The 24,724-nt window shown below is 59.4% G+C and carries 25 protein-coding genes; 16 read left to right on the forward strand and 9 right to left on the reverse strand.

Translation table 11 applies throughout. From position 1 onward, the window contains the following. The first annotated feature begins 166 nt into the window (after positions 1–166). The gene (locus COL8621_RS13660) at positions 167–661 is read left to right on the forward strand and encodes an anthrone oxygenase family protein (protein WP_093967874.1); all 495 of its coding nucleotides are present in this window, start codon (positions 167–169) and stop codon (positions 659–661) included. On the opposite strand, the gene COL8621_RS13665 is transcribed toward COL8621_RS13660, so the two are convergent. The 3 genes from COL8621_RS13665 to COL8621_RS13675 are packed head-to-tail and all read right to left on the reverse strand — an operon-like array spanning position 658 to position 2,971. Next, the gene (locus tag COL8621_RS13665; protein ID WP_093967875.1) at positions 658–1,392 is read right to left on the reverse strand and encodes a lysophospholipid acyltransferase family protein; all 735 of its coding nucleotides are present in this window, start codon (positions 1,390–1,392) and stop codon (positions 658–660) included. The genes COL8621_RS13660 and COL8621_RS13665 overlap by 4 nt on opposite strands. Beyond that, positions 1,392–2,273 (reverse strand): cell division protein FtsX, encoded by an 882-nt coding sequence (locus COL8621_RS13670; RefSeq protein ID WP_093968593.1) that lies wholly within the window; start codon positions 2,271–2,273, stop codon positions 1,392–1,394. Before COL8621_RS13670 ends, COL8621_RS13665 begins: the two co-directional genes overlap by 1 nt. A 20-nt stretch (positions 2,274–2,293) precedes the next feature. Next, positions 2,294–2,971, reverse strand: a complete 678-nt coding sequence (locus COL8621_RS13675; RefSeq protein WP_093967876.1) for a cell division ATP-binding protein FtsE — start codon at positions 2,969–2,971, stop codon at positions 2,294–2,296. A 160-nt stretch (positions 2,972–3,131) separates the two neighbouring features. On the opposite strand from COL8621_RS13675, the gene COL8621_RS13680 reads away from it, so the two are divergent. Beyond that, positions 3,132–3,944, forward strand: a complete 813-nt coding sequence (locus COL8621_RS13680; protein WP_176438499.1) for a zinc-ribbon domain-containing protein — start codon at positions 3,132–3,134, stop codon at positions 3,942–3,944. Here the strand turns inward: COL8621_RS13680 and COL8621_RS13685 are convergent, their stop codons facing one another. Genes COL8621_RS13685 through argH form a run of 4 tightly spaced genes read right to left on the reverse strand, consistent with a single transcriptional unit; the run spans position 3,945 to position 9,398 of the window. Further along, positions 3,945–6,491, reverse strand: a complete 2,547-nt coding sequence (locus tag COL8621_RS13685; protein ID WP_093967878.1) for a TIGR02302 family protein — start codon at positions 6,489–6,491, stop codon at positions 3,945–3,947. It abuts the gene before it with no gap. A gap of 35 nt (positions 6,492–6,526) precedes the next feature. Beyond that, positions 6,527–7,792 (reverse strand): diaminopimelate decarboxylase, encoded by a 1,266-nt coding sequence (gene lysA, locus COL8621_RS13690; RefSeq protein WP_093967879.1) that lies wholly within the window; start codon positions 7,790–7,792, stop codon positions 6,527–6,529. Positions 7,793–7,839: 47 nt separating this feature from the next. Beyond that, positions 7,840–8,010, reverse strand: coding sequence for a hypothetical protein (locus tag COL8621_RS19195; RefSeq protein WP_176438500.1), 171 nt, complete (start codon positions 8,008–8,010; stop codon positions 7,840–7,842). Then, positions 8,007–9,398: an argininosuccinate lyase gene (gene argH / locus COL8621_RS13695; RefSeq protein WP_093967880.1), complete on the reverse strand. Its 1,392-nt coding sequence runs from the start codon at positions 9,396–9,398 to the stop codon at positions 8,007–8,009. Before argH ends, COL8621_RS19195 begins: the two co-directional genes overlap by 4 nt. A 24-nt stretch (positions 9,399–9,422) precedes the next feature. Between argH and COL8621_RS13700 the strand changes: the two genes are divergently transcribed. From COL8621_RS13700 to COL8621_RS13715, 4 genes are all read left to right on the forward strand, one after another. Next, the gene (locus COL8621_RS13700) at positions 9,423–9,986 is read left to right on the forward strand and encodes a TlpA family protein disulfide reductase (RefSeq protein WP_093967881.1); all 564 of its coding nucleotides are present in this window, start codon (positions 9,423–9,425) and stop codon (positions 9,984–9,986) included. A 96-nt stretch (positions 9,987–10,082) separates the two neighbouring features. Then, a complete protein-coding gene (locus COL8621_RS13705; protein WP_093967882.1) occupies positions 10,083–10,445 on the forward strand; it encodes a hypothetical protein in 363 nt (120 codons plus the stop codon). Positions 10,446–10,540: 95 nt separating this feature from the next. Continuing rightward, positions 10,541–10,936, forward strand: a complete 396-nt coding sequence (locus COL8621_RS13710) for a hypothetical protein (RefSeq protein WP_093967883.1) — start codon at positions 10,541–10,543, stop codon at positions 10,934–10,936. Next, positions 10,933–11,868 (forward strand): sterol desaturase family protein, encoded by a 936-nt coding sequence (locus COL8621_RS13715; RefSeq protein WP_093967884.1) that lies wholly within the window; start codon positions 10,933–10,935, stop codon positions 11,866–11,868. Before COL8621_RS13710 ends, COL8621_RS13715 begins: the two co-directional genes overlap by 4 nt. Here COL8621_RS13715 and COL8621_RS13720 read toward each other — a convergent pair. Further along, positions 11,865–12,434, reverse strand: a complete 570-nt coding sequence (locus tag COL8621_RS13720) for a DNA-3-methyladenine glycosylase I (protein ID WP_093967885.1) — start codon at positions 12,432–12,434, stop codon at positions 11,865–11,867. The two genes, COL8621_RS13715 and COL8621_RS13720, sit on opposite strands and share 4 nt — an antisense overlap. Before the next feature lie 129 nt (positions 12,435–12,563). Between COL8621_RS13720 and COL8621_RS13725 the strand changes: the two genes are divergently transcribed. The 9 genes from COL8621_RS13725 to COL8621_RS13765 all read left to right on the forward strand — a co-directional run bounded on the left by COL8621_RS13725 (position 12,564) and on the right by COL8621_RS13765 (position 22,317). After that, complete coding sequence (locus COL8621_RS13725; protein ID WP_093967886.1) at positions 12,564–13,406, forward strand: EAL domain-containing protein; 843 nt, start codon at positions 12,564–12,566, stop codon at positions 13,404–13,406. Positions 13,407–13,559: 153 nt separating this feature from the next. Beyond that, on the forward strand, positions 13,560–14,735 hold the full coding sequence (locus COL8621_RS13730) for an acetyl-CoA C-acetyltransferase (protein WP_093967887.1): 1,176 nt from the start codon (positions 13,560–13,562) through the stop codon (positions 14,733–14,735). A 91-nt stretch (positions 14,736–14,826) separates the two neighbouring features. After that, the gene (locus COL8621_RS13735) at positions 14,827–15,549 is read left to right on the forward strand and encodes a beta-ketoacyl-ACP reductase (RefSeq protein ID WP_093967888.1); all 723 of its coding nucleotides are present in this window, start codon (positions 14,827–14,829) and stop codon (positions 15,547–15,549) included. Between the two features lie 184 nt (positions 15,550–15,733). Continuing rightward, the gene (locus tag COL8621_RS13740; protein ID WP_093967889.1) at positions 15,734–16,681 is read left to right on the forward strand and encodes an ABC transporter permease; all 948 of its coding nucleotides are present in this window, start codon (positions 15,734–15,736) and stop codon (positions 16,679–16,681) included. Beyond that, positions 16,678–17,499 (forward strand): ABC transporter permease, encoded by an 822-nt coding sequence (locus COL8621_RS13745; protein ID WP_093967890.1) that lies wholly within the window; start codon positions 16,678–16,680, stop codon positions 17,497–17,499. The genes COL8621_RS13740 and COL8621_RS13745 overlap by 4 nt, the downstream gene beginning before the upstream one ends. Further along, on the forward strand, positions 17,496–19,100 hold the full coding sequence (locus tag COL8621_RS13750) for an ABC transporter ATP-binding protein (RefSeq protein ID WP_093967891.1): 1,605 nt from the start codon (positions 17,496–17,498) through the stop codon (positions 19,098–19,100). Before COL8621_RS13745 ends, COL8621_RS13750 begins: the two co-directional genes overlap by 4 nt. Continuing rightward, the gene (locus COL8621_RS13755; RefSeq protein ID WP_093967892.1) at positions 19,081–20,523 is read left to right on the forward strand and encodes an aldehyde dehydrogenase family protein; all 1,443 of its coding nucleotides are present in this window, start codon (positions 19,081–19,083) and stop codon (positions 20,521–20,523) included. The genes COL8621_RS13750 and COL8621_RS13755 overlap by 20 nt, the downstream gene beginning before the upstream one ends. Positions 20,524–20,535: 12 nt before the next feature. Then, a complete protein-coding gene (locus tag COL8621_RS13760; RefSeq protein ID WP_093967893.1) occupies positions 20,536–21,276 on the forward strand; it encodes a glucose 1-dehydrogenase in 741 nt (246 codons plus the stop codon). 54 nt (positions 21,277–21,330) lie between these two features. Beyond that, positions 21,331–22,317, forward strand: coding sequence for a P1 family peptidase (locus tag COL8621_RS13765; protein WP_093967894.1), 987 nt, complete (start codon positions 21,331–21,333; stop codon positions 22,315–22,317). Here COL8621_RS13765 and COL8621_RS13770 read toward each other — a convergent pair. Beyond that, positions 22,314–23,102 (reverse strand): hormone-sensitive lipase, encoded by a 789-nt coding sequence (locus COL8621_RS13770; RefSeq protein WP_093967895.1) that lies wholly within the window; start codon positions 23,100–23,102, stop codon positions 22,314–22,316. The two genes, COL8621_RS13765 and COL8621_RS13770, sit on opposite strands and share 4 nt — an antisense overlap. Before the next feature lie 73 nt (positions 23,103–23,175). Here COL8621_RS13770 and COL8621_RS13775 point away from each other — a divergent pair, with 73 nt between their 5' ends. Next, the gene (locus COL8621_RS13775; protein WP_093967896.1) at positions 23,176–24,648 is read left to right on the forward strand and encodes an NAD-dependent succinate-semialdehyde dehydrogenase; all 1,473 of its coding nucleotides are present in this window, start codon (positions 23,176–23,178) and stop codon (positions 24,646–24,648) included. The last annotated feature ends 76 nt before the right edge of the window (positions 24,649–24,724 follow it).

Below are 24,724 nucleotides of genomic sequence, written 5' to 3' on the forward strand. Positions count from 1 at the left end.
TGAAGAATTTCGAAAAGTTTCACTTTGAAGCTGTTGTCAGATCGTGCCTGCTGCATCTAACGTGCCAGCCGATAGTGTCTTAATTTTTTGCTTTTTTTCGACGACAGATTTTGGCGGCCTCGGCATAAAACGCTTACGCCAAAGAATTTGACCAAGGTTATTTTAGATGCGCTTTACCCTGCCGATTTCGGCCTTTCTTTCGCTAATATTGTCCGGTGCGATTTTCGGTTTTTTCTATGCGTGGGTGTGTTCCACCATGTGGGGCCTTGATGCCGCTGACCCACGGGTCGCAATCAACGCAATGCAGGCGATGAACGCATCCGTGCGCAACGGCGTGTTTGCTCCGGCTTTCTTTGCCACTCCGTTTGTCATGCTTTTGACGGCCACGCTTGCCCAACGCCAAGACCGCGGCAGCGCAGCCTGGGCCTTTGCCATTGGCGGTGTAATCTATCTGTTCGGCGGGCTGGCCCTGACGATGGCGGTAAACGTGCCGATGAATGAATCGCTGGCCCAAATCTCTGTGCCGGATCAGCGTGAAGTGGCCGAACGGATTTGGTCTGACTATTCACCGCGATGGCAGATGTGGAACCAAATTCGCACGGTGCTTTCCGGGGTCGCGTTGGGGATGACGGGGGTCGGCCTCTACAATCTGCGCGCCTAGCCCCCTTTGCGGAACCCTGCTTCGGCCATCAGTGCGTCCGACGCGGTCTCAACCGTTTCTTCCAAATCCACCATGAATTCACGGGTTGGCAGGCCCGCCGGAATACGCGGAAGAAACTCCACCACGGCCAAGCCGGGCTTACGATAGATACTAGCGCGCGGCCAAAAGACGCCAACATTTGTGGCTGCTGGCACGCAGGCTTGGCCAAGCTGTTCGTACAAGACGCCCGTGCCAATCTTGTAAGACTTATCAACACCGGGCGCGACGCGCGTTCCCTGAGGATAGATGATAAGCTGGCCGGGTTGTTCACGCCCTTTGTGCACATCGTCGACCATCTTTTGAATGGCCTGACCACGCTTGCCACGGTCAACCGGCACACAGCCGATGCGCATGCCGTACCAGCCCAGGATCGGTGCCCAACGTAGGGATTTTTTCATGATGAACTTAGGGCGCGGCGTGACAGAGACGATCATGATGATGTCAAAGAACGACTGATGCTTGGACGCGATCAGAACCTCGTCCTGCGGCACCTCGCCCCGAATTTCCGAGTGCAGGCCAACCATCCAACGCGCCGACCAGCGCACATACCGGCAATAGGCGTGTATCGCGTGAAATGCCCAGTCGCGCATGAACAGCGCAAACGGAGTATAGATAATCGCCAGCACCAGCATCATCACGTACATCTGAATGATGAACAAAAGAGAGCGAACCCAACGCCACGCGTAAGCCATCAATTTATCTCCTTCAGCACGCGCAGCGCGGCAGCGCGAGTGGCCCAGAAGGCCACGAAACCCGCCAGAGGCGGAATAAACAACGGAATGATCCAGCCAAAGCCCTTAAAGCCAAGGCCGGTCAAAAAACCACCAGCACTGTCTTCGCCCGGCAACAGCGCGACTGCGATCATGCCACAGATGGTACCCACCGCTGCCCCCTGCAACGCCCGCCCGGTAAAGCGGCGCACAAAGGCGCGCGCGATGTAAACGTCACGCGCACCAACAAGGCGCAACACACGAATAAGCTTGGCATTGGCCGCCAACGCGGCATTTGCCGAAAGCGTTATCATCGCTGCCGTGGTCAAACCAATCAACAGAATGGAAATCCAGCCCAGCGTCCGCAACCGCCCCGCGGCGCGCACCAAGGGGCGCCGCCATCGCGTGTGATCATCCAGCACAGCGCCCGGGGCTTCGGCCGATAAACGCAGGCGCAGCCCTTCGGCGTCATAGCCGTTGCTGTCCTCGGTCAGTTCAATCAGTTGCGGCAATGGCAAGCTATCGATTGGCAGGTCAGGGCCGAACCACGGCGTCAGCAGCGCACGTTGTTCTTCGTCGGTCAGAACCCGGGCTTCGGAAACCCCAGGCGTGGTGCTCAGTACATTCAGCACTGCGTCTGTCTGGGCCTGCATTTGCCCTTCGGGGGCGGAAATCCGCACCGTTGCGGTGCGCGCCAACGCATCCGACCACCGATCCGCCAAGCGCCCCGTCGCCATCGAAAGCGCCAGCGCAAACACCGCCAGAAACGCCATCGCGGCCGAGGTGAACACCGTCAGCTTCACGGTGAACCCAGTCGGCGGAACAACCCTGTCTGCCTGACGGTCGCCCGCGGTCAAAGCCATAATGCGCGAAAAAAACGGGTTCACAGATCGGCCCCCGCAAGCTGCACCCGCCGGTCTTTGATACGCAAAACACGTGCAGCGACTTGCGCTTTTGCCGCGCGGATCAAGTTCAGATCGTGGGTCGCAATCAGAATGGTTTTGCCCATCTTGTTCAGCTCAACAAGCAACTGCAAAATCCGCAATGACATGTCCCAGTCCACGTTCCCGGTCGGTTCATCCGCTATAATCACATCTGGCGACATGATGACCGCGCGCGCCAGCGCGGCACGCTGACGTTCACCGCCCGACAGTTCGGGCGGAAGGGAGTGCGCCTGCTTCGCCAGACCGACCCAGCCAAGCAAATCGGCCAGGTTTTGTTCCTCTTCCGCGGGGTCTTTGCCCGCTACGACAAGCGGCAACATCACGTTTTCAGCAAGAGATAGGTGATCAAGGAACTGGCAATCTTGGTGGACCACCCCGATGCGCCGACGTATCCGCGCAACTTCGTCCCTGCTCATGTTGCGAACATCTTGTTCAAAAAGGCGTACATGCCCCGCGCTTGGCATCAGATCGCCATAGCACAACTTAAGAAGCGTCGTTTTGCCAGCACCCGATGGGCCGGTCAGAAAATGGAACGAACCATGCGCCAAACGCAGCGTGATATCCGACAAAAGTTCGCCGCCGCCGTAGCTATGGGCCACCTTGTCTAGCTCAATCACATGCCTCTCCGCTCTTTGTTGACAGTGTTGTGCCCGACACAGCCAGCGGATTCAATTGGTCAAGGACGCAAACCCTTTGAATTTCCTGCGATACTGATACAACATGACGTTAACAGAGGCAGGGAGCAGCGTGAAAAGCGCTTGGTGGACAAGGTACAAGATGCGACTGGTTTGCCCGAATTGCGACGCAACGTATGAAGTTGATGACAGCGTCATCCCCGAAAATGGGCGCGATGTTCAGTGCTCTAACTGTGGGCACACGTGGTTTCAACACGCAGCTGATAGCGAAGAAACGGGCGACACTGCCCAAGCCATTGCCGCGAATGATGACGAAAATCCAACGCCGGCTGACGATACCACCGGTCTGGAAGACGATCTTGCCGCCCCACCCCCACATGAGCCGAAAAAACAGGAACTGGACGATTCCGTTCTGGATGTTCTGCGCGAAGAGGCCGAACGTGAGACCAAGGCACGCATCGATGAAGCACAGCCAGAACCGTTGGAAAGCCAGCCAGATTTAGGCCTTGAAACATCAATCGCCGCCGCCGCGATCGACGCCAAAGATCGCATGGACCGGATGCGGAGTGGTGTCTCTCTCGAAGATGAAGAAATTGACGGCCCGCGCCGCGACCTTCTGCCGGACATCGAAGAAATCAACTCTACGCTGCGCGCGTCCAGTGATCTGACGACTGACGACGACACCTATGAAGACGAAGATACCGACGCGGCCGAAAAAGAAGCGCAAGCCAACAGCAATTTCGGCACCGGCTTTAGCCTGATGATCCTGCTTGGTATGTTGGTTGTCGCCGTTTACCTGCTGGCACCGCTGATTTCTGAAACCGTGCCTGCGGCTGAACCTTATCTGGCCAAGTATGTCAGCGCGCTTGATAACCTACGTATTGTCATGAACGCCAAATTCGCCGCCTTGGCCGAGCAGGTCACCGTGTTCCTGACATCGCTTACCGCTGAATAATCAGAACCTGTCCAGAAGCCGTTTCAAATAGTCACGCTCGGCTTCGGGGCGGGTTTGATCGAACGAGCGGCGACGGATTTCATCCATCAGTTCGCGCGCGCGGCCCAAAGACCCATCGCCCAAGCTTAGCTCGCCGCCTTCGGTCGGATTGCTGGACGATCCGCTTTCCCGACCAAGCGGGTCAGTGGCCGAACTTGCGGGTGCTTGGCCCATTGCTTCGCCCTGCTGGCCCTGTTGCTGCTGCTGGGCCAAGGCCTCGCCCAAGCTGCGCATGCCTTCGCGCAACGCTTCCATCGCTTGGGACTGGTTATCCAACGCACCGGCAAGGTCATCTTGGCGCAACGCGCCCTCGGCCCGGTCCATCGCGCGGCCAGCGCGGTCAAGCGCGTCGCGGGCAGCCTCCCCTTCTTCGCCACCGACGCCGGGAAGGTTCCCCTCTTGTCGGCGTAATTCATTGCGCAGCGCCCGCTGGCGGTCTGCTAGACTTTGCCCCGGATCGCCGCCTTGGCCATCTTGGGGTTCGCCATTCTGGCCCTGGCCTTGCTGACCTTCGCCGGTTTCCCCGCCCTCTTGTTCGCCGTCAGGGCCTTGGCCTTGGCCGTTTTGCCCGGGTTGGCCATTGGGGTTGAACTGTTCCTGCAGATCACGAAACGCTTCGTCCGAAAGGCCCTGCTGTTCGCGCAGTGTTTGCCCCAAACCGTCAAGCGCCTGCTGGCCCGGACTTTGAGACCCGTTCTGGCCCTGCGTGACCCGCATGTTTTCCATCATCTGGCTTAGCTGATCCAACAGCTGCTGAGCCTCGGCCATCCGGCCCTGCTCCATCAGTTCTTGTATCCGGTCCAACAGATCTTGCAGCTGATCGCCGGTTATTTCCTGTGACTGCTGATTTTCCGAAAGCTGCTGTTGCTGCCCGTCTTGCTGCTGTTGTTCTGCAAGTTGACGGATGTAGTCATCCATCGCATCGCGAAGTTCCTGCATCAGATCGGCAATTTCATCTTCGTTCACGCCATTGCGCATTGCTTCGGACAGCCGATCTTGGGCGCGGCGCAGACGTTCCAGCGCGTCGGCAAGGTTTCCGTCTTCGATTTTAAGCGCGATATCCCACAACACCTGCGCGATTTCATCGCGCACCTCGGGCGACAGGACATCGTTCGCCTCTAGCTGGCGCAACGCTGTGCGCAGTTGAAGATAGGTAGAGCCATCCCGGAAAATGTCATCGGGGCGATAGCTGACCGCGCGCAAAACCTGCGCAACCCGTCCAGCGTTCTGGGTGGTCCACAGAAGATCACGCCGCTGTTCAATAATCGCCTTCGCCAGCGTATCAAAGAAACGGCGACCGGGAAGAGAAACGGCCAAAGGCTCTGTCTGGCCTTCCTGACCTTTGGCATCTTCGACGCTTAGCACCACGTTCACCGGCAGGCCGACCCACGGGTGTTCGGACAGGTTATCGACAAGCACCTCTTCGATACTGGCGCGGTTTCCGGTGATCGGCATCGGCAGATCAAGCACCAGCTTTTCGCGAGGCTCGGGATCGGCTGCCAGCCCGAAACGCCGATCAACGCTGGCCAGATCAAGCGTGATCGTCGCCTTCCCCGCCAACACGCCATAGTCATCAGCAGCGGTGAACGGCAGCTGCATCTCGCCAGAGGCTTTACGCTCCATCGTGCCGTTGAAGGTCACGACGGGAACCGCATCCGGGCTGATCGCGATGGCCCATTCGCGTCCGCCGGGGCCCGCAATCGCGATGCTGCCCTCTTGATCAACCTCGAAGTCATGCGCCATTTCCTGCGCAGGGGCGGAGCCCGCCGAAACGGTTTCCGTCACGGTCAAACTGCCCACTTCGCCATAAAGGCGCAGGGTCACGCGGCTGCCCTGTGGCAAGGTCAAATCCCCGGCCGCGATGTCATTCAGGTACAGCGTTGGCTTGCTGGTATATGCGGGCGGTTCGACCCAACCTTCCCACGCCGGGCCACTTGCCAGCGCCGCACCCGGCCCCGTGGCGATATCGGCCACAGTTGTCACCCGCCACAATGATCCGAAAAGAACCGCAGCCGCAAAAAGCGTAACAGCGACATAGCGCAGACCGTAACGGTCACGCGCCGAAACCCGCAGATCAGGGGACACCGCGCGGGCCTGCTGAACCCGTTCGGCCATGCGCCCCAAATGCGCCTTCCACACCGCCTCGGACGCGGCATCGCCTGCGCCAATGGCCTGTGTATCGGCAAGGGCTGTGATCGGACGACCGGGAAGGGTTTGATCCAACCGCTCTAACGCTTCGGCGGCTTTGGGCCAATGAAACGCCCGCCAGCCGGAAACCAACGCCCAGACCGACGCGATCGCGCCAAGCCCAAGGCCAGCCCAAACCGCCTCAACCGGGAGCTCTTCGTGAAGGCCGAACGCAAGTGCGGCAAGGATCAGAAACAGCACCGTCCACAGTGGCCAGAACGCCCGCGTTGCGCGTTCGGCGACCATACCCCAGCGCGTAAGACGCAGGGGCCGGGCCAGCGCTTTCAGCGCCATTTCAGGGGTGCGGTTTATATCCGTCATGCCTCATTCCGGGGCCTGACAACGCGACCTGCGCGTCAGAGCCATTCCGGAATGGTATCGCGGTTTATGATCTCGTCAAAGGTGGGACGGGCACGGATTACGGCAAATTGATCCTCATGCACCAAAACTTCGGGGATCAGGGGCCGTGTGTTGTATTCCGACGACATCACAGCGCCATACGCCCCTGCCGAACGGAACGCGACCAGATCACCGGGGCCAACCGGGGGCATATCCCTTTGTTTTGCAAAGGTATCACCGGATTCGCAGACCGGGCCGACGATGTCATAGCGCGCCTGTTCGGTGCCTGCTTTGGCTTCGATAACCGGAACGATGTCATGGTATGCGCCATACATCGCCGGTCGCACCAAATCGTTCATCGCCGCGTCAAGAATCAGGAAATCGCGGCCTTCGCCCGACTTCACATAGATCACACCAGACACCAGAATCCCCGCGTTGCCTGCGATCAGGCGGCCGGGTTCGATTTCGATTTCACAATTCAGATGGCCCAACACCTCTTTCACCATCGCGCCGTATTCGACGGGCAAAGGCGGTGCTTCGTTGGAGCGTTCATAAGGAATGCCAAGCCCGCCGCCCAGATCAAGGCGGCGAATGTTGTGCCCTTCGGCGCGCAAAGTCTCTGTCAGTTCGGCCACCTTGCGATAGGCCATCGCGAACGGCTCAAGATCGGTCAGCTGGCTGCCGATGTGCACGTCGATCCCAACGACATCCAAACCCTTCAGGGCGGCGGCTTCGGCGTAAACCTCTTTCGCGCGGGCGATGGGAATGCCGAACTTGTTTTCCGATTTGCCAGTGGCAATCTTTTCGTGGGTCTTCGCATCCACATCAGGGTTCACGCGAATGGTCACGGGGGCGATCTTGCCCAAAGACAGCGCAACCTCGTTCAGGGCCAGCATCTCTGGCTCGCTTTCAAGGTTGAACTGGCGAATGCCACCTTCCAGCGCCGCGCGCATTTCTTCGCGGGTTTTACCCACGCCGGAAAATACGATCTTATCGCCTGCAAAGCCGGCCGCCTTGGCGCGCGCATATTCACCGCCCGACACCACATCGACGCCCGCGCCCAGCCCAGCGATCAGTTTCAACACCGCTTGGTTCGAATTCGCCTTCATCGCATAGCAGACAAGGTGATCGACACCTTCAAGTGCTTCGTCGAACAGCTTGAAATGGCGCGTCAGCGTCGCAGTGGAATAGCAATAGAACGGAGTCCCCACCGCCTGAGCAATCTGAGGCAGCGGGACATCTTCGGCGTGCAGAACGCCATCGCGATAAAGAAAGTGATCCATGCCCGCGCTCTTAGCATAAGCGCGGCACAATGCAATTCAGATCAGGCCTAAAGCCCCACGCTGACGGCAACATTCCCTGTCCGCACCCCAACCGAACTGCTTGTCGTGACCCCATTGCTGCCGATCCCGATGGATGTGTTAAGGGTCGGCTTAACTGGCGGGCCATCGGCACCGCAGGCGGCAAGGGTTAAAACGGCAAACAGGATCGCGGGTTTCATCCAAGAGTTTCCTTCCAGCGGGCAACTTGAGCACGCACCTGATCAGGCGCAGTCCCACCATAGCTCATCCGGCTGGAAACGGAGTTCTGAACCCCCAGAACACCGAAAACATCGGCGTTAATCTGCGCATTGACGCCCTGCATGTCTTCCAATGACAGGTCCGGCAAATCGCACCCTTTGCTTTCCGCCAGCGCCACCAAGGCACCTGTTACGTGGTGGGCATCGCGGAACGGCATATTCAGCGCCCGCACCAACCAGTCAGCCAAATCGGTGGCTGTGGAAAAGCCCGACGCCGCCGCAGCCTCAAGCGGGCCTTGGTTCGCGTTCATGTCTTTAACCATGCCTTCCATCGCGGCCAGCGCCAGCATCAGGTTATCGGCGGCATCAAAGACTTGTTCTTTGTCTTCCTGCATGTCCTTGGAATATGCCAGCGGCAGGCCCTTCATCACCATCAGCAACGCAGTGTTCGCACCGAAAATCCGCCCGATCTTGGCGCGGATCAGCTCTGCCGCGTCGGGGTTCTTTTTCTGCGGCATGATCGACGATCCGGTCGAGAAACGGTCAGACAGCGTCACAAACCGGAACTGGGCCGAAGACCAGATCACCAACTCTTCGGCGAACCGGCTAAGGTGCATCGCGGTGATGGAGGCGCAGGACAGAAACTCCAGCGCGAAGTCACGGTCGGCCACAGCGTCCAACGAGTTTGCAGTCGGGCGGTCAAAGCCCAGCGCCTCGGCCGTCATGTGACGGTCGATGGGGAAGGACGTACCGGCCAACGCGGCGGAACCTAGCGGGCATTCGTTCATACGCGCGCGCGCATCGCGGAAACGGGAAAGGTCGCGCCCCAGCATTTCGACATAGGCCATCATATGATGGCCCCATGTTACGGGCTGCGCGGTTTGCAGGTGGGTAAAGCCGGGCATCACCCAATCGGCGCCTGCTTCGGCCTGTGACAGCAGCGCGCGGATCAGCGCCTCAATCCCTTGCATCGCGGCGTCCATCTGATCGCGGACCCACAGTTTGAAGTCGGTCGCGACCTGATCATTCCGGCTGCGCGCGGTGTGCAGACGGCCAGCGGGTTCGCCGATCACCTCTTTCAGCCGCGCCTCCACATTCATGTGGATGTCTTCCAACGCGGTGGAAAACTGAAACGTTCCGCCCTCTATTTCTGACAAGACCGTGAGCAGCCCTTCCCGGATCGCTTCGGCATCGTTAGAGGTAATGATGCCCGTTTGGGCCAGCATCGCCGCGTGGGCGCGGGAACCTTGAATATCTTGCGCTGCAAGCCGTTGGTCGTACCCGATCGAGGCGTTGATCGCCTCCATGATTGCGTCCGGTCCGGCGGCGAAGCGTCCGCCCCACATTGCGTTTGAGCTGTCTTTGGTCATGAGATCGTCCCTGGAGGGAAATGAATGAGCTGGTTGCGTTTTGTCGTCCTCTACACGGCCCTTGCGCTTGGTGCAAATACCGCCGCCGCAGATGTGGCAATGTTGGAAGGGTTGCGCGAAGGCACGATCAAGAAGCTGAACTTCCATTCGGAACCCGCGCCGGTGCCCGAAGCCGACCTAGTGGACCTAGAGGAAAACCCGCGCAGCCTGTCGGAATTTCACGGCAAATACGTCGTGCTGAACTTCTGGGCGACATGGTGCGCGCCCTGCCGCAAGGAAATGCCGGGGCTGGACGCGTTGCAGGCCGAACTGGGTGGCGAAACGTTTGAGGTTGTCACCGTGGCCGTCGGCCGAAACCCCCTGCCCGCCATTAAAAAGTTCTTTGGCGAAACAGGGGTGGAAAACCTGGTGGCCCTGCGCGACCCAAAGATGGTGCTTTCCCGTTCGATGGCGGTTCTGGGGCTGCCCGTAACCGTGATCCTGAACCCCGAAGGGCAGGAAATCGCCCGCCTTCAAGGCGACGCGGAATGGGATAGCGAAAGCGCAAAGGCGATTGTTAAGGCGTTGGTCGCAACTCCTGAACAGTAAGCGTAACAACACAAACTGTTTTAGATTGACCCTTTTGAAAACCACTGCGATTTGTTCAGCGCAGTCAAAAAAACCATATTTTAAAAAGGTACTATCATGATTTTCCGCAAACTAGCCGCCGCCACCGTTGGGTTCGCTCTGTTCGCTACCGTCGCTTCGGCAGACGATTTCAAGCGGATCAAAACCGAGGTCGGCTTTCGTAAAGCTGTTGTTGACCGCGTGTTTGGTAACGAAACTGGCAGCGGCACCTACAATGCCAACGGCACTCTCACCGGAAAATTTGGCGGGCAAGAGCTAAGCGGTAAATGGATCTGGACCGCGGGCCACGTTTGCCGCACCGCCCAATTGGGCGACAAAGATCTTGGCACAGACTGCCAGCGCATCGAATACAAGGGCAAAACCCTTCGCGTGACGCGCGACAAAGGCGAAGGTAAATCAGTTTTGTACGAACTAAAGTAATCTCGCCCCCCTGCTGGCCATTACTTAACGCTACGCAATCTTTGACACGCGGCACCTCTCCCTTGCTTAATAATATGCGAGGCAAGGGAGGAGCCATGCCCCTAAGCGTGTTATTACCACTGGTCGTGATTGGCATCGCGGGCATCGCGGTGCTGTTGCATCTGCTTGGCTATTCGCGGCCCGCGACCATTCGTGATGCCATCCATGCCAAACAGCTTTGGCTGCATCACTGGCCCGACGACATCGTCACAGACGCCAAGGTCTGCGCCGATGGGCGTGCCGCGCTGGTTCAAACGGCGAAGGGCACCGGGCTGGTGTGGAGCTTTGGCGCCGACACCTCGGCAAGATTGCTGACCAACGCCCACGCAAAACGGATCAAGCATGGCCTTCGCATCCGCATGCCCGACTTTACCGCCCCTGCTGTCAAACTCCGCCTGCCCGATGCCGAAGCAATCGAGTGGATGGGAGAGATTGAAAGGACAACTCAATGACCGATCAGATCACTTTTCCAGATGTCGTTTCATGGGCCGTGCCGCTGTTCATCGCCGCAATTCTGGCAGAGCTGATGTGGATTCACATCAAGGGCAAGGGCGGGCGGTATGAAACGCGTGATGCGTTGACCTCGCTTATCATGGGGGCGGGGAACGTGGCCTCGGGCATCCTGTTGGGGTTCATCGCCTATGGGTTCTTTATGGTTCTGTGGGAAATCACGCCGCTGAACCTTGGCACCTCGTGGCTGGTGATCGCGCTGTGCTTTGTGCTGGATGATCTGCGCTATTACTGGGTGCATCGGTTTGGGCACCGCATCCGCTGGGTCTGGGCCAGCCATGTGAACCACCATTCCAGCCAGCATTACAACCTGACCACCGCGCTGCGCCAGACATGGACCGGCACGTTCACTTTTATGATAATCATCCGCGCGCCGCTGATCCTGTTGGGGTTCCACCCGGCGATGGTGCTTTTCGTTGGTGGGCTGAACCTGATCTATCAGTTCTGGATCCACACAGAGGCAATCGTGCGCATGCCCAAGTGGTTCGAAGCGGTGATGAACACGCCCAGCCACCATCGCGTACACCACGGCCGCAACGCGCGGTATCTGGATGCGAACTATGCCGGGGTGTTCATCATCTGGGACAAGATGTTTGGTACATTCGTGCCTGAACAGGACGATGAAAAGGTCGATTATGGGCTGGTACAGAACCTTGGCACGTTCAACCCGCTGCGCGTCGCTTTTCACGAATGGATCGGCATTTTCCGCGATATGGCACAGCCAGGCCTAACCCTGCGCGAACGTTGGATGTATGCCGTCGCCCCTCCGGGCTGGAGCCATGATGGTTCGCGCGACATGTCCGAAGCGATCAAGAAAAAGCACCTGACCCGCCACCCCGAAGACCGCGGCACACCGGGCTTCGAAAACCTTTAGCCCAGCGCCGCCACACGATCATGGGCAGGGCAGGTTGTCAGGTGGTCGTTAACCATGCCGACGGCCTCCATGAACGCATAGACGATTGTGGGGCCGACGAACTTGAACCCGGCCTTCTTCAGGTCTTGCGAAATCTGCTTGGACAGTGCCGTTTCGGTTGGCACATCGGCCATCGTTTCAAAACGCGGCTGATGTGGTTTACCCCCGACATAGGCCCACAAGAAGGTATCGAACCCCTGATCGGCCTCTATCACCTGCCACGCGCGGGCGTTGCCGATGGTGGCCTCGATCTTGCCCCGGTGCCGGATGATGCCGGGGTTCTGCAATAGGCGCTGAACATCATCTTCGCCCCAGGCCGCGATGATATTCGGGTCAAACCCGGCAAAAGCCTCGCGGAAGGCATCGCGCTTTTTCAGAATGGTGATCCAGCTTAGCCCGGCCTGAAACCCATCCAGAATCAGTTTTTCCCATAACGCGCGGCTGTCATACTCGGGCACGCCCCATTCGGTGTCGTGGTAGTCGATATAAATCTGTTCCTGCCCGCACCAGTCACACCGATCGCCCATGAAAATGCATTCCTTCCAATGCCTTGCGCCAATACGTCGGCTTTTAGCACAATTAGAACAAAATGCGAATATTAAGCGATTGTTAGGGTGTTTGCCCCCATCCTTCCTTTAACCTGAACGGAGGGTTAAATGCACAACAGCGTGGAATTTTCGGGGTTTTCGACATCTGGGATCGATGACAGCCCGCTTTCGGCCGCCGTTAGTGCGCGCGACCGCGATACGCTTTCGATGGTGCGCCATGCGTTACATCATCGAAACGTCGCCCTCGCCTTTCAACCGGTGATAAGCACCAACGAGGAAACGACCCCCGCCTTTTACGAAGGGTTGATACGGGTTCTTGACGAAACCGGGCGCGTGATCCCTGCGAAAGATTTCATAGGCGTTGTGGAAACCACGGAATTGGGCCGCATCGTCGACTGCGTCGCACTTGAATTGGGGCTTAGCACCTTGGCCGATCAACCGGGTCTGCGACTGGCAATTAACATGTCTGCGCGTTCTATCGGCTATCAACGTTGGATGCAGACGCTAAATCACGGACTGGCCCAAGACCCCACAATCGCAGAGCGGCTTATTCTGGAAATCACAGAACGCTCTGCCATGCAGATGCCCGAACTTGTCACCGTTTTCATGAAAGAGCTTCAGCATCGCGGCATCGCCTTTGCCTTGGATGACTTTGGCGCGGGCTTCACCGCCTTCCGCTATCTGAAAGAGTTCTATTTTGACATCCTCAAGATTGACGGCCAGTTCATTCGAGGAATCGCCGATAACCCCGACAATCAGGTTTTGACAAACGCGCTCATCTCTATCGGGCAGCATTTTGACATGTTTACCGTGGCTGAAAGCGTTGAAAGTGCTGCAGATGCAAAATTTCTAAAAGATTCGGGAATCGACTGCATGCAGGGCTACTTCTTTGGCGCGCCTAGCTTAAAACCGCACTGGAACCTTCCCTTACGGCAACAAAAAACCGCCTGACTGCGGCATATTTCGCACCTGCAGCACAAGATTGTTGCGCCAAAGGTGCCGAACGCTTACCACTTATGCAATCCAGTGGGGGATTTAGGGTGTCGGACATATGTATCGGCGACCCCCCGCCCCCATGGCAACCTGAGGGGAGAGGACATACCCATGACCAATGTAGTGATCGTTTCGGCAGGCCGAACCGCAGTCGGCAGCTTTAGCGGCGCCTTCGCCAACACACCGGCACATGACCTTGGCGCAACCGTTCTTGAGGCGATCGTCGAACGTGCCGGCATCGATAAATCCGAGGTTTCCGAAACCATCCTCGGTCAGGTGCTGACTGCCGGCCAAGGCCAAAACCCAGCCCGTCAGGCACATATCAACGCGGGCCTTCCGATCGAATCCGCCGCTTGGGGCATCAACCAAGTTTGCGGTTCCGGCCTTCGCGCCGTAGCCCTTGGCGCACAGCACATCCAACTTGGCGACGCGGCAATCGTAGCTGCGGGCGGTCAGGAAAACATGTCGATGTCCCCCCATGTCGCGAACCTGCGCAAGGGTCACAAGATGGGCGACATGTCCTTCATCGACTCGATGATCCGTGACGGTCTGTGGGATGCGTTCAACGGTTATCACATGGGCCAGACGGCCGAAAACGTCGCAGAAAAGTGGCAGATCAGCCGCGAGATGCAGGACGAATTCGCAGTCGCATCCCAAAACAAAGCCGAGGCCGCACAGAAGGCTGGCAAGTTCGCCGACGAAATCGTCGCCTACACCGTGAAAAACCGCAAAGGCGATATCGTGGTGGATCAGGATGAATACATCCGCCACGGCGCGACCATGGAAGCGATGCAAAAACTGCGCCCAGCCTTTACCAAAGACGGCTCGGTTACTGCGGCAAACGCATCCGGCCTGAACGATGGCGCCGCCGCCGTTCTGTTGATGAGCGCGGAAGAAGCCGAAAAGCGCGGGCTGGAGCCGCTGGCGCGTATCGTATCCCATGCGACTGCGGGCCTTGACCCTTCGATCATGGGCGTGGGGCCGATCTTTGCGTCGCGCAAAGCGTTGGATAAAGCAGGCTGGAAAGCTGACGATCTGGATCTGGTCGAAGCAAACGAAGCCTTCGCCGCACAGGCCTGTGCTGTGAACAAAGACATGGGCTGGAACCCAGAAATCGTGAACGTGAACGGCGGCGCAATTGCCATTGGTCACCCAATTGGTGCGTCCGGTTGCCGTGTTCTGAACACCCTGTTGTTCGAAATGAAACGCCGCGATGCGAAAAAAGGCTTGGCTACGCTGTGTATTGGTGGTGGCATGGGTGTGGCAATGTGTCTTGAACGTCCATAAATCTCAAAAACGTGGGCGCAACATTATTGCGCCCACGAAGCTATTTAAGTAACACCATTGCTGGAACACATTAAAACCCCTAGGAGGAATCATGGCTAGAGTCGCACTTGTTACCGGTGGCACACGTGGCATCGGCGCGGCAATTTGCGTTGCCCTTAAAGAGGCCGGCTATACCGTCGCTGCGAACTTTGCCGGTAACGAAGAAGCCGCTGCGAAATTCACCGAAGAAACCGGCATCAAAACCTATAAGTGGTCTGTCGCAGACTACGACGCCTGTGTCGCTGGTATCGCCAAGGTCGAAGAAGAGCTTGGCCCGATCGACGTCTTGGTGAACAACGCCGGTATCACGCGCGATTCCATGTTCCACCGGATGACCCGCGAACAGTGGCAAGAGGTGATCGACACCAACCTCAGCGGTGTATTCAACATGACCCACCCTGTTTGGCCCGGCATGCGCGAACGCAAGTTCGGCCGCGTTGTGACGATCTCGTCCATCAACGGTCAAAAAGGTCAGGCCGGTCAGGCGAACTATTCCGCAGCGAAAGCGGGCGATCTTGGCTTCACCAAAGCGCTGGCCCAAGAAGGCGCGCGCGCTGGCATCACTGTGAACGCAATCTGCCCCGGCTATATCGGCACCGATATGGTTATGGCTGTGCCGGAAAAAGTACGCGACGCAATCATTTCGCAGATCCCCGTCGGCCGCCTTGGCGAGCCCGAGGAAATCGCGCGCTGCGTGGTGTTCCTTGCATCTGACGACGCGGGTTTCATCACCGGTTCGACGATCACGGCGAACGGCGGTCAGTTCTTCGTCTGACCCGTTGCGATACGGACAAAATCGCACCACCCCGTCGGGGTGGTGCACCCGCGCGGGACGATCCACGCCTTTTGCGCACTCACAACTGCCAGAAATGCCTCGTTTGACGCCTTTGCCGGTAAGTTTGTCGATATCCCATCAAACCATCTAGCACCGCACGCGATCGCGCCCTAACCTGCGGCATATGCTTCGTTTTGCCCTTTCACGCATTTTATCCCTGACGCTTAGCCTGATCGCGGCCAGTCTTGTTATTTTCGCAGTGATCGAGGTTATTCCCGGCGACCCTGCCGCGTTCATGTTGGGCCTGAACGCTCAGCCCGAAACGGTCGAGGCGTTGCGCGAAGAACTGGGCCTGAACGGAACCCTGCCCGCGCGATACCTAAGCTGGGTTGGCGGGCTGTTGGTCGGTGACTTCGGGCATTCTTATACCTACCGCGTGCCGGTGGTTGATCTGGTGATGCAGCGGCTTTGGGTTTCACTTCCACTGGCGGCCTATGCGCTTGCGCTGTCCACGCTGATCGCCTTTCCCGTCGGGCTGATCGCCGCCGCACGGCGGGGTCAGCCGACCGACTACGGCATTATGGGCGCGACCCAACTTGGCATCGCCGTGCCAAATTTTTGGTTCGCGATGCTGCTGGTGCTGGTCTTCGCCATCAACCTACGCTGGTTTTCGGCTGGTGGCTTTCCGGGATGGGACAACGGCATCGGCCCGGCGATAAAGGCGCTGACCCTGCCTGCAGTCGCTTTGGCATTGCCACAGGCCTCGATCCTGGCGCGGGTTCTACGCTCCGCCCTGATAGACACCTTGGGGCAAGATTACATCCGCACCGCACGCGCCAAGGGGCTTAGCCGCCGTCAGGCGCTCACGCGTCACGCTTTGCGCAATGCGATGATCCCGGTGCTGACGATCATCGGGCTGCAATTCTCGTTTCTGCTGGCCGGGGCGATCATCATTGAAAACGTGTTCTTCCTGCCCGGCCTTGGCCGCCTGATCTTTCAGGGCATCACCCAACGCGACCTGATCGTGGTGGAAAGCGTGGTGATGCTGCTGGTATTTGCGGTGATCATGGTCACCTTCCTTGTCGATATGGCCTACGCGCTGGTCGACCCACGGCTAAGGCACAAACGATGAGGTGGCCGGTTCAGCTGACCCTTGGCGCAACGCTTAGCGCGGTGTTCTTGCTGGCGGCGGGGCTGTCCTTTGTCTGGGTGCCACATGACGTGACGGCGATCAGCATCGCCGACAAGTTAAAGCCCTCCTCTGCCACCTTCTTTTTGGGCACGGATCACTTCGGCCGCGATATCCTGTCGATGCTGATGGTGGGCGCGCGCACCTCTATTGCCGTGGCGCTGATCGCCGTGGGGATCGGCATCGCCATCGGCGTGCCCCTGGGCCTGACCGCAGCCGCCCGAAAAGACAGCCTGCTGGACGAGGTTATCATGCGCGGCAATGACCTGATCTTTGCCTTCCCGTCGCTTGTCATCGCGATCCTGATCACGGCGGTGTTCGGGCCGTCCGCCGTGAACGCCATCATCGCCATCGGCATCTTCAACATCCCCGTGTTCGCCCGCGTGGCCCGTGGTGGCGCGCTAAGCCTGTGGACGCTGGATTACATCCTTGCCGCCCGCGTCGCCGGCAAGAACGCGCTGCGCATCAGTGTCGAACACATCCTGCCCAACATCCTGAACCTGCTGATCGTGCAGGGCACAATTCAGTTCAGCCTCGGGATTCTGGCCGAGGCGGGGCTGTCTTACGTCGGCCTAGGTGCACAGCCCCCAACACCAAGCTGGGGCCGGATGCTGGCCGATGCGCAAACGATGATCTACACCGCGCCACGCCTTGCGATCCTGCCGGGGCTGGCGATTGTGTTCACCGTGCTGGGGCTGAACCTGATGGGCGACGGGTTGCGCGACCTGCTGGACCCAAGGGTGCGGAGGGCACGAGGATGATATCGCTTCAGAACCTATCGCTTGCGATCCACGGCACGCCGATCCTGCGGGATGTGTCGTTCGACATCACGCCCGGTCAGGTGTTCGGGCTGGTGGGCGAAAGCGGGTCGGGCAAATCGATGACCGCGCAGGCGTTGATGCAACTGCTGCCGCATGGCGCCGAAACCTCGGGCCGCGCGATGCTGGACGGGACCGACCTGCTGACCACGCCCGAACCGCAGATGTGCGCCATTCGTGGCAACCGTATCGGGATGATCTTTCAAGAGCCGATGACCGCGCTGAACCCGGTACAGACCATTGGTGATCAGGTGGCCGAAACCCTGTTGATCCACGGGCAGGCAACAAGGGGAGAGGCCCTGCGCATCGCCCGCCAGCGGCTTGATCGGGTGGGCCTGCCGGAAACCCGCTTTCCCCTGTCGCGTTATCCGCATGAGCTGTCCGGTGGGCAGCGGCAGCGGGTCTGCATCGCCATGGCCATCGCGCTGCGCCCCGAACTGCTGATCGCGGACGAACCGACCACTGCACTGGACGTGACCACTCAGGCGCAAATCCTAGACCTGCTGAAAGGGTTGGTAGGGGAAGAGCAGATGGCCCTGATGCTAATTACCCATGATCTGGCGGTGGTGGCGGGCATGGCCGACCATCTGGCCGTGATGCGCAAGGGTGAGGTGGTCGAACAAGGCCCCACTGAAACCGTCTTCAGCGAAATGCGCCATCCCTATACCCGGCAGCTTTTCGAAGCGTCCGGCCACCACCCCGACAGCTTGGCAAAACCGCAGGGCACGCCCCTGTTGCAGGTGAAAGAAGCTGTTCGCGAATACCCCGTCGCCCGCACCGGCCTCTTTCACCGCCCGCCACCTTTCCGTGCCGTGGATGGCGTCAGCTTTGTGATCAAACAGGGCGAAAGCCTGGGGCTGGTGGGGGAATCCGGCTGCGGCAAATCCACCCTCACCCGCGCAATTCTGGGGTTGGACCCACTGCAGGGCGGCGAAATCCGGCTGGATGGCGAAGCGGTGCACGCGGGCCAGCACATGCCCGCCCATATGCGCCGCAAGATGCAGGTGGTGTTTCAAGACCCCTATGGCAGTTTCAACCCCCGCCACCGGGTGCGCCGCCTTATTGCGGAACCTTTCCACCTGACCGGGCGGCCCGACGATGCCAACGCGCGGATCGATCAGGTGTTAGAGGCTGTCGGCCTTGCCCCCCAAGACGCGGGCAAGTTCATCCACGAATTTTCGGGCGGTCAACGACAGCGCATCGCCATCGCCCGTGCCCTGATCACCCGGCCCGAACTGATCGTGCTGGACGAGGCAGTCTCGGCGCTTGATGTGCGGGTGCGGGCGCAAATCCTTGATCTGCTGGCGGATCTTAGGGGTGAATTTGGGCTGTCTTACCTGTTTATCAGCCACGACCTTGGGGTGGTGCGGTCGATCACCGACAGGGTGCTGGTGATGAAGGCGGGCCAGATCGTGGAACATGGTGAAACCGAAACCGTATTCACCGCCCCACGCCACGATTATACCAAATCATTAATTGCCGCCGCGCCGGTTATTCCGGCAGAATGGCAGGCGGAGGGGCGACATGCGGGACCTTTGGTTTGATTCCAAACAGCTTTTGATCGGTGGGGTCTGGAAGGCCCCTGCAGGCGTCTTACCGGTCGAAGATCCATCGACCGGCCAGCAGATCTCCGAAATTGCGCGCGGCACGGCCAGCGACATAGACGAAGCCGTTGCCGCCGCCACGACCGCTTTGCAGGGCGACTGGGGCCGTGCCACTGCCGCCGAACGCGGGCGCGTTCTGACACGCATCGGCCAGCTTGTACTGGAACGGCAAGAGGAATTGGCCCAGCTAGAAGCGCAGGACGTCGGCAAACCGTTGACCCAAGCCCGCGCTGATGCCGTGGCGCTGGCCCGGTACATGGAATTCTATGGCGGCGCGGCGGATAAGGTGATGGGGCAGACCATCCCCTATCTTGATGGTTACACCGTCTACACCTTGCGCGAACCGCATGGGGTCACGGGGCATATCGTGCCGTGGAATTACCCGATGCAGATCATTGGGCGTTCTGTCGGCGCGGCCTTGGCAATGGGCAACGCCTGCGTGCTGAAACCCGCAGAAGAGGCGTGTCTGACCGCCCTCGCCTTCGCACGTATCGCCGAACAGGCAGGCCTGCCGACAGGGGCATTGAACGTGGTGCCCGGATTGGGCGAGGAAGCGGGCGCGGCGTTGACCGCCCATCCCGGTGTTCACCACATTTCATTCACCGGGTCGGTGGGCGTCGGCAAACTGGTGCAAAAGGCCGCCGCCGAAAACGTGGTGCCTGTAACGCTGGAACTGGGCGGGAAATCCCCGCAGGTGGTGTTTGCCGACGCGGATCTGAAGGCCGCGCTGCCGTTTCTGGTGAACGCAGGCGTGCAGAACGCGGGACAAACCTGCTCTGCCTCGTCGCGCATCTTGGTACAGCGGCCTGTCTATGATCAGGTACTAAACATGATGGCCGCACGCTATCGCGAGCTGCGCGTTGGCCCGGCGGTGGATGACCTGAACCTTGGGCCACTGATCTCTGCCCGCCAGAAAGAGATTGTTGAGGGCTTTCTTGCCCAAGGCCAAGACCTTGAAACCGCCGCCACGGGCACGATCATCGGCAACGCCCCAGCGGGCGGGCACTATGTTGCGCCGACCCTGCTGGCCGGGGTCAGCCCACAGCACAAACTGGCACAGGATGAGATTTTCGGCCCGGTTCAGGCGCTGATCCCCTTCGATGACGAAGAAGAGGCCGTACAGATCGCAAATGGCACCGACTATGGCCTAGTCGCGTCGATCTGGTCGCGCGACGGCGGGCGGCAGATGCGGTTGGCCAAACGACTGCGCGCCGGGCAGGTGTTTATCAACAATTACGGCGCGGGCGGCGGTGTCGAACTGCCCTTTGGTGGGGTCGGCAAATCGGGCCATGGCCGCGAAAAGGGGTTCGAGGCGCTGTATGGGTTTTCGACACTGAAAACCGTGGCCGCGCACCATGGCTAGGAAAGGGTTCTGATGCGACTGAACGGGAAAACGGCGATTGTCACCGGTGGCGGTTCGGGCTTTGGCGCGGGTATTGTGCGCAAATTCGCAGCCGAAGGCGCGCGGGTTATGGTGGCAGATATCAATCTGGACTCTGCACAAAGCATTGCCACCGAAACCGGCGGGATCGCCCATCAGGTTGACGTGGCGAACGATGCTTCGGTCAAATCCATGGCTACCGCAGCTTTCGCGGCTTTTGGCACCTTGGATATCCTCGTTAACAACGCGGGCGTCACGCACCTGCCCACCCTGATGGAGGACGTGACGGAGGAAGAATTTGACCGTGTCCTCGCCGTTAACGCCAAGTCCGTCTATCTGACAGCACGGCATTTCGTTCCGCATATGAAAAGCAACGGCAAGGGGGCAATTTTGAACATCGCCTCTACTGCGGGGGTGTCGCCCCGCCCGCGGCTGAACTGGTACAATGCCTCTAAGGGGTGGATGATCACGGCGACAAAGGCGATGGCCGTCGAACTAGCGCCAGAGGGCATCCGCGTGAACGCGCTGAACCCGGTCGCGGGTGAAACGCCATTGCTGGCCTCGTTCATGGGGGAAGACACGCCGGAAATGCGGGCGAAATTCCTTTCGACCATCCCGCTTGGCCGGTTCTCAACCCCTGAAGATCTGGGCAATGCCGCGTGCTTCCTGTGTTCGGACGAGGCCAGCATGATTACCGGCGTCGCGATGGAAGTGGACGGCGGGCGCTGTGTGTAAGCAAAGCCCCCTGCCCCAAGCCCAAACAACCGCAACGTCAAAACCGAGGATTTGATGAAACCCGGACCCCGCAATTTGATCACCGATGTTGCCGGCCTTCGAGTTGGCAATGCCGAGGACGATGGCGTTAAAACCGGCGTCAGCGTCTTGCTGGGCGATGTGCCGTTCACGGCGGCCGTGAATGTCATGGGCGGTGCGCCCGGCACGCGGGAAACCGACCTGTTGGCCCCTGATAAATTGGTGCAAGAAGTCGACGCGCTGGTCCTGTCGGGCGGATCGGCCTTTGGGTTGGATGCGGCATCAGGCGTGGCTGATGCGCTGCGCGAACAAGGGCGCGGCTTTGCCGTGGGCGATCAACGCGTGCCGATTGTACCCGGTGCCATCTTGTTCGACCTGCTGAACGGCGGGGCCAAAGATTGGGCCGAAAACCCCTATAAAACGTTGGGCCGCACGGCGCTTGCCAATGCCAGTGAAACCTTCGCGCTTGGCACCAAGGGTGCCGGAACGGGCGCAACGACTGCCGCCCTGAAGGGCGGGCTTGGGTCGGCGTCTGTCGTGTTGGATTGCGGCATCACCGTTGGCGCGCTGGTCGCAGTAAATGCGCTGGGGGCCGTCACCATGGGCGATGGGCCGGAATTTTGGGCCGCTCCGTTCGAGATGAGCCACGAATTTGGCGGCAAGGGCATCGGAAAACATGACCCCCACCAAGAGCCCCGCCCCGAAGCGCGGCTGGGCGAAAACACCACAATCGCCATCATCGCCACCGACGCCGCGTTGACGCAGGCCCAAGCCACGCGGCTGGCCGTTGCTGCCCATGACGGAATGGCGCGTGCGATTGTGCCCAGTCACACGCCATTTGACGGTGATCTGATATTTACCGCAGCCACCGGGGCAAAACCCCTGCCCGACCCCGCCTTTGAGGCGCTGCGCCTTGGGCATGCCGCAGCCACCTGTCTGGCGCGCGCGATTGCGCGCGGGGTTCATCAGGCAACGCCAGCCCCCGGTGACACATTGCCAACATGGGCGGAAAAGTTCGGCTAACCGCCACCCAACAGCGTTTCCATCAGCCCGCTTTCAGGGTTTTGCAGGTCATCAATCACATCGAAGTGGTGCAGCCCCGGCGCGATGTGCAGCGGCACGTTCCACGCAGTGGCCAACGCCTCTGACTGTTCAAGGAACACCGGGCGTTCATCCGCCCCGACCCAGACGGTTGTTGGAACCGTCAGGGCAAGCGGTTGCAACGCCGGGCTTTCCGCAGTTGCCGCAGCCTCGTCCAGATCAAAAATCTTGTTCATCGCGGTGTGCATAAGCGGGCGAAGGTCGGCCACACCGGAAATTGGCACGGCACCGACAATTCGCTCCGCCACATCGGCGGGCAAATTCGCATCAGCACAAAGCAACCGCGCCACCAGATGCCCACCCGCCGAATGCCCGGTCAGCACGATCGGCGCTGCAACCTGTGCCGCTGCGGCCAACACTGCAGAGCGCACGTCACGGGTAATGTCGGCAATGCACACCTCTTGTGCCAAGCGGTAAGACGGCATCGCCACGGCCCAGCCCCGCGCGACCGCGCCTTCTGCCAGATGGGACCAAAGTGATTTGTCGAATTTCAACCAATACCCGCCATGAACAAACACGACCAAACCGCGTGGGATGCCCTTGGGGGAAAACAGATCAAACCGCTGTCGGGCGTGCGTGCCATAGGGGATATCCAGCCGCGCATCCGCCTTTTCGCGCCACGACGCGGCGTCGGCGGCCCACCGTTTGGGATACGCCTCTGCTCCCTTGATGAAATCCGCATTTGAATAGGCTTCGTCGTAGTTCATCGCGGCCCCCAATCTGGCTGGACATAGCTGCCTGTGCGTGCTCTTCCATTACCAATCATTAGGAGGAAGATATATGCCCGCAACCGATCTTACCCAACTCCTGAAAGATCCGTCGCTTTTTGTGACGAAGGCCTTTGTTGCCGGGGAATGGGTCGAAGCCGACAACGGTGCAACGTTTGACGTTACCAACCCCGCCCGCGGCGACGTTATCTGCGCTGTCCCCGATCTGGGCCGCGCCGAAACTGCGCGCGCCATTGCCGCCGGTGAGCAGGCGCAAAAGGAATGGGGCAAACGCACCGCGAAAGAGCGCGCCAATATCCTGCGCCGCTGGTTCGACCTGATGATGGAAAACCAAGACGATCTTGGCCTTATCCTGACGGCTGAAATGGGCAAACCCGTTGCCGAAGCCAAGGGCGAAGTTGCCTATGGCGCGTCCTTCATCGAATGGTTCGCCGAAGAGGGAAAACGGATTTACGGCGAAACCATCCCCGGCCACCAACCCGACAAGCGGATCACCGTAATCCGCCAGCCAATCGGTGTTGTCGGCGCGATCACGCCCTGGAATTTCCCCAACGCGATGATCACCCGAAAAGCTGGCCCCGCACTGGCTGCGGGGTGCGCGTTTATCTCCAAGCCTGCGGCGGAAACCCCGCTATCGGCGCTGGCGCTGGCCGTGCTGGCCGAACGCGCGGGCCTGCCCAAGGGCATGCTTTCGGTCATCACGTCATCCGACGCGCCCGGCATCGGGCAAGAGTTCTGCGAAAACCCCGCCGTTCGCAAATTGACCTTTACCGGCTCCACCAACGTGGGCCGCATCCTGCTGCGGCAAGCCGCCGATCAGGTGATCAAATGTTCAATGGAACTGGGCGGCAACGCGCCCTTCATCGTGTTTGATGATGCCGATCTGGACGAAGCGGTTATCGGCGCGATTGCCTGCAAGTTCCGCAACAACGGCCAAACCTGCGTCTGCGCGAACCGCATCTATGTACAGGCCGGAGTCTATGACGCCTTCGCCGAAAAACTGACGAAAGCGGTTGCCGCATTGAAGGTTGGCGATGGCCTAAGCGGAGAGGCTGATCTTGGCCCGCTGATCACCGACAAAGCCGTCGAAAAGGTCGAAGAACACATCGCGGATGCCACAGCCAAAGGTGCGCAGATCATCCTTGGCGGCAAACGCCACGAAAAAGGCGGCACATTCTTCGAACCCACCATCGTGACCGGTGCCACGCAGGATATGCAGTTTTCGCAGGATGAAACCTTCGGCCCGCTTGCGCCGCTGTTCAAGTTCGAGGACGAGGACGACGTGATCGCCATGGCCAATGACACGATCTTTGGCCTTGCCTCGTATTTCTATGCCAACGACCTAAGCCGCGTTTATAAAGTGGCCGAGGCGTTGGAATACGGGATCGTTGGCGTGAACACCGGCATCATTTCGACCGAAGTCGCACCGTTTGGCGGGGTCAAACAATCCGGCCTTGGCCGCGAAGGATCCAGCCACGGGATCGAAGACTATCTGGAAATGAAATACATCTGCATGTCAGTCTAACGTCGGTTTTCACAAAACCGACACGCAAGTGTTACGCGCGGGTCATGGGAAATCGCCAATGGGTTCAGGCACTAAC

It is taken from the genome of Actibacterium lipolyticum (genome assembly GCF_900184935.1).
GTDB lineage: Bacteria > Pseudomonadota > Alphaproteobacteria > Rhodobacterales > Rhodobacteraceae > Actibacterium_A > Actibacterium_A lipolyticum.

Excerpts from the sequence above, each read along its gene's own strand:
- COL8621_RS13750 (WP_093967891.1), top strand. The coding sequence starts at position 17,496 with ATGATATCGCTTCAGAACCTATCGCTTGCGATCCACGGCACGCCGATC.
- COL8621_RS13735 (WP_093967888.1), top strand. The coding sequence starts at position 14,827 with ATGGCTAGAGTCGCACTTGTTACCGGTGGCACACGTGGCATCGGCGCG.
- COL8621_RS13775 (WP_093967896.1), top strand. The coding sequence starts at position 23,176 with ATGCCCGCAACCGATCTTACCCAACTCCTGAAAGATCCGTCGCTTTTT.
- COL8621_RS13710 (WP_093967883.1), top strand. The coding sequence starts at position 10,541 with ATGCCCCTAAGCGTGTTATTACCACTGGTCGTGATTGGCATCGCGGGC.
- lysA (WP_093967879.1), bottom strand. The coding sequence starts at position 7,792 with ATGGATCACTTTCTTTATCGCGATGGCGTTCTGCACGCCGAAGATGTC.
- COL8621_RS13700 (WP_093967881.1), top strand. The coding sequence starts at position 9,423 with ATGAGCTGGTTGCGTTTTGTCGTCCTCTACACGGCCCTTGCGCTTGGT.
- COL8621_RS13730 (WP_093967887.1), top strand. The coding sequence starts at position 13,560 with ATGACCAATGTAGTGATCGTTTCGGCAGGCCGAACCGCAGTCGGCAGC.
- COL8621_RS13745 (WP_093967890.1), top strand. The coding sequence starts at position 16,678 with ATGAGGTGGCCGGTTCAGCTGACCCTTGGCGCAACGCTTAGCGCGGTG.
- COL8621_RS13755 (WP_093967892.1), top strand. The coding sequence starts at position 19,081 with ATGCGGGACCTTTGGTTTGATTCCAAACAGCTTTTGATCGGTGGGGTC.
- COL8621_RS13725 (WP_093967886.1), top strand. The coding sequence starts at position 12,564 with ATGCACAACAGCGTGGAATTTTCGGGGTTTTCGACATCTGGGATCGAT.
- COL8621_RS13665 (WP_093967875.1), bottom strand. The coding sequence starts at position 1,392 with ATGGCTTACGCGTGGCGTTGGGTTCGCTCTCTTTTGTTCATCATTCAG.
- COL8621_RS13670 (WP_093968593.1), bottom strand. The coding sequence starts at position 2,273 with ATGGCTTTGACCGCGGGCGACCGTCAGGCAGACAGGGTTGTTCCGCCG.
- COL8621_RS13685 (WP_093967878.1), bottom strand. The coding sequence starts at position 6,491 with ATGACGGATATAAACCGCACCCCTGAAATGGCGCTGAAAGCGCTGGCC.
- argH (WP_093967880.1), bottom strand. The coding sequence starts at position 9,398 with ATGACCAAAGACAGCTCAAACGCAATGTGGGGCGGACGCTTCGCCGCC.
- COL8621_RS13680 (WP_176438499.1), top strand. The coding sequence starts at position 3,132 with ATGCGACTGGTTTGCCCGAATTGCGACGCAACGTATGAAGTTGATGAC.
- COL8621_RS13740 (WP_093967889.1), top strand. The coding sequence starts at position 15,734 with ATGCTTCGTTTTGCCCTTTCACGCATTTTATCCCTGACGCTTAGCCTG.
- COL8621_RS19195 (WP_176438500.1), bottom strand. The coding sequence starts at position 8,010 with ATGAAACCCGCGATCCTGTTTGCCGTTTTAACCCTTGCCGCCTGCGGT.
- COL8621_RS13770 (WP_093967895.1), bottom strand. The coding sequence starts at position 23,102 with ATGAACTACGACGAAGCCTATTCAAATGCGGATTTCATCAAGGGAGCA.
- COL8621_RS13705 (WP_093967882.1), top strand. The coding sequence starts at position 10,083 with ATGATTTTCCGCAAACTAGCCGCCGCCACCGTTGGGTTCGCTCTGTTC.
- COL8621_RS13760 (WP_093967893.1), top strand. The coding sequence starts at position 20,536 with ATGCGACTGAACGGGAAAACGGCGATTGTCACCGGTGGCGGTTCGGGC.
- COL8621_RS13660 (WP_093967874.1), top strand. The coding sequence starts at position 167 with ATGCGCTTTACCCTGCCGATTTCGGCCTTTCTTTCGCTAATATTGTCC.
- COL8621_RS13720 (WP_093967885.1), bottom strand. The coding sequence starts at position 12,434 with ATGGGCGATCGGTGTGACTGGTGCGGGCAGGAACAGATTTATATCGAC.
- COL8621_RS13765 (WP_093967894.1), top strand. The coding sequence starts at position 21,331 with ATGAAACCCGGACCCCGCAATTTGATCACCGATGTTGCCGGCCTTCGA.
- COL8621_RS13715 (WP_093967884.1), top strand. The coding sequence starts at position 10,933 with ATGACCGATCAGATCACTTTTCCAGATGTCGTTTCATGGGCCGTGCCG.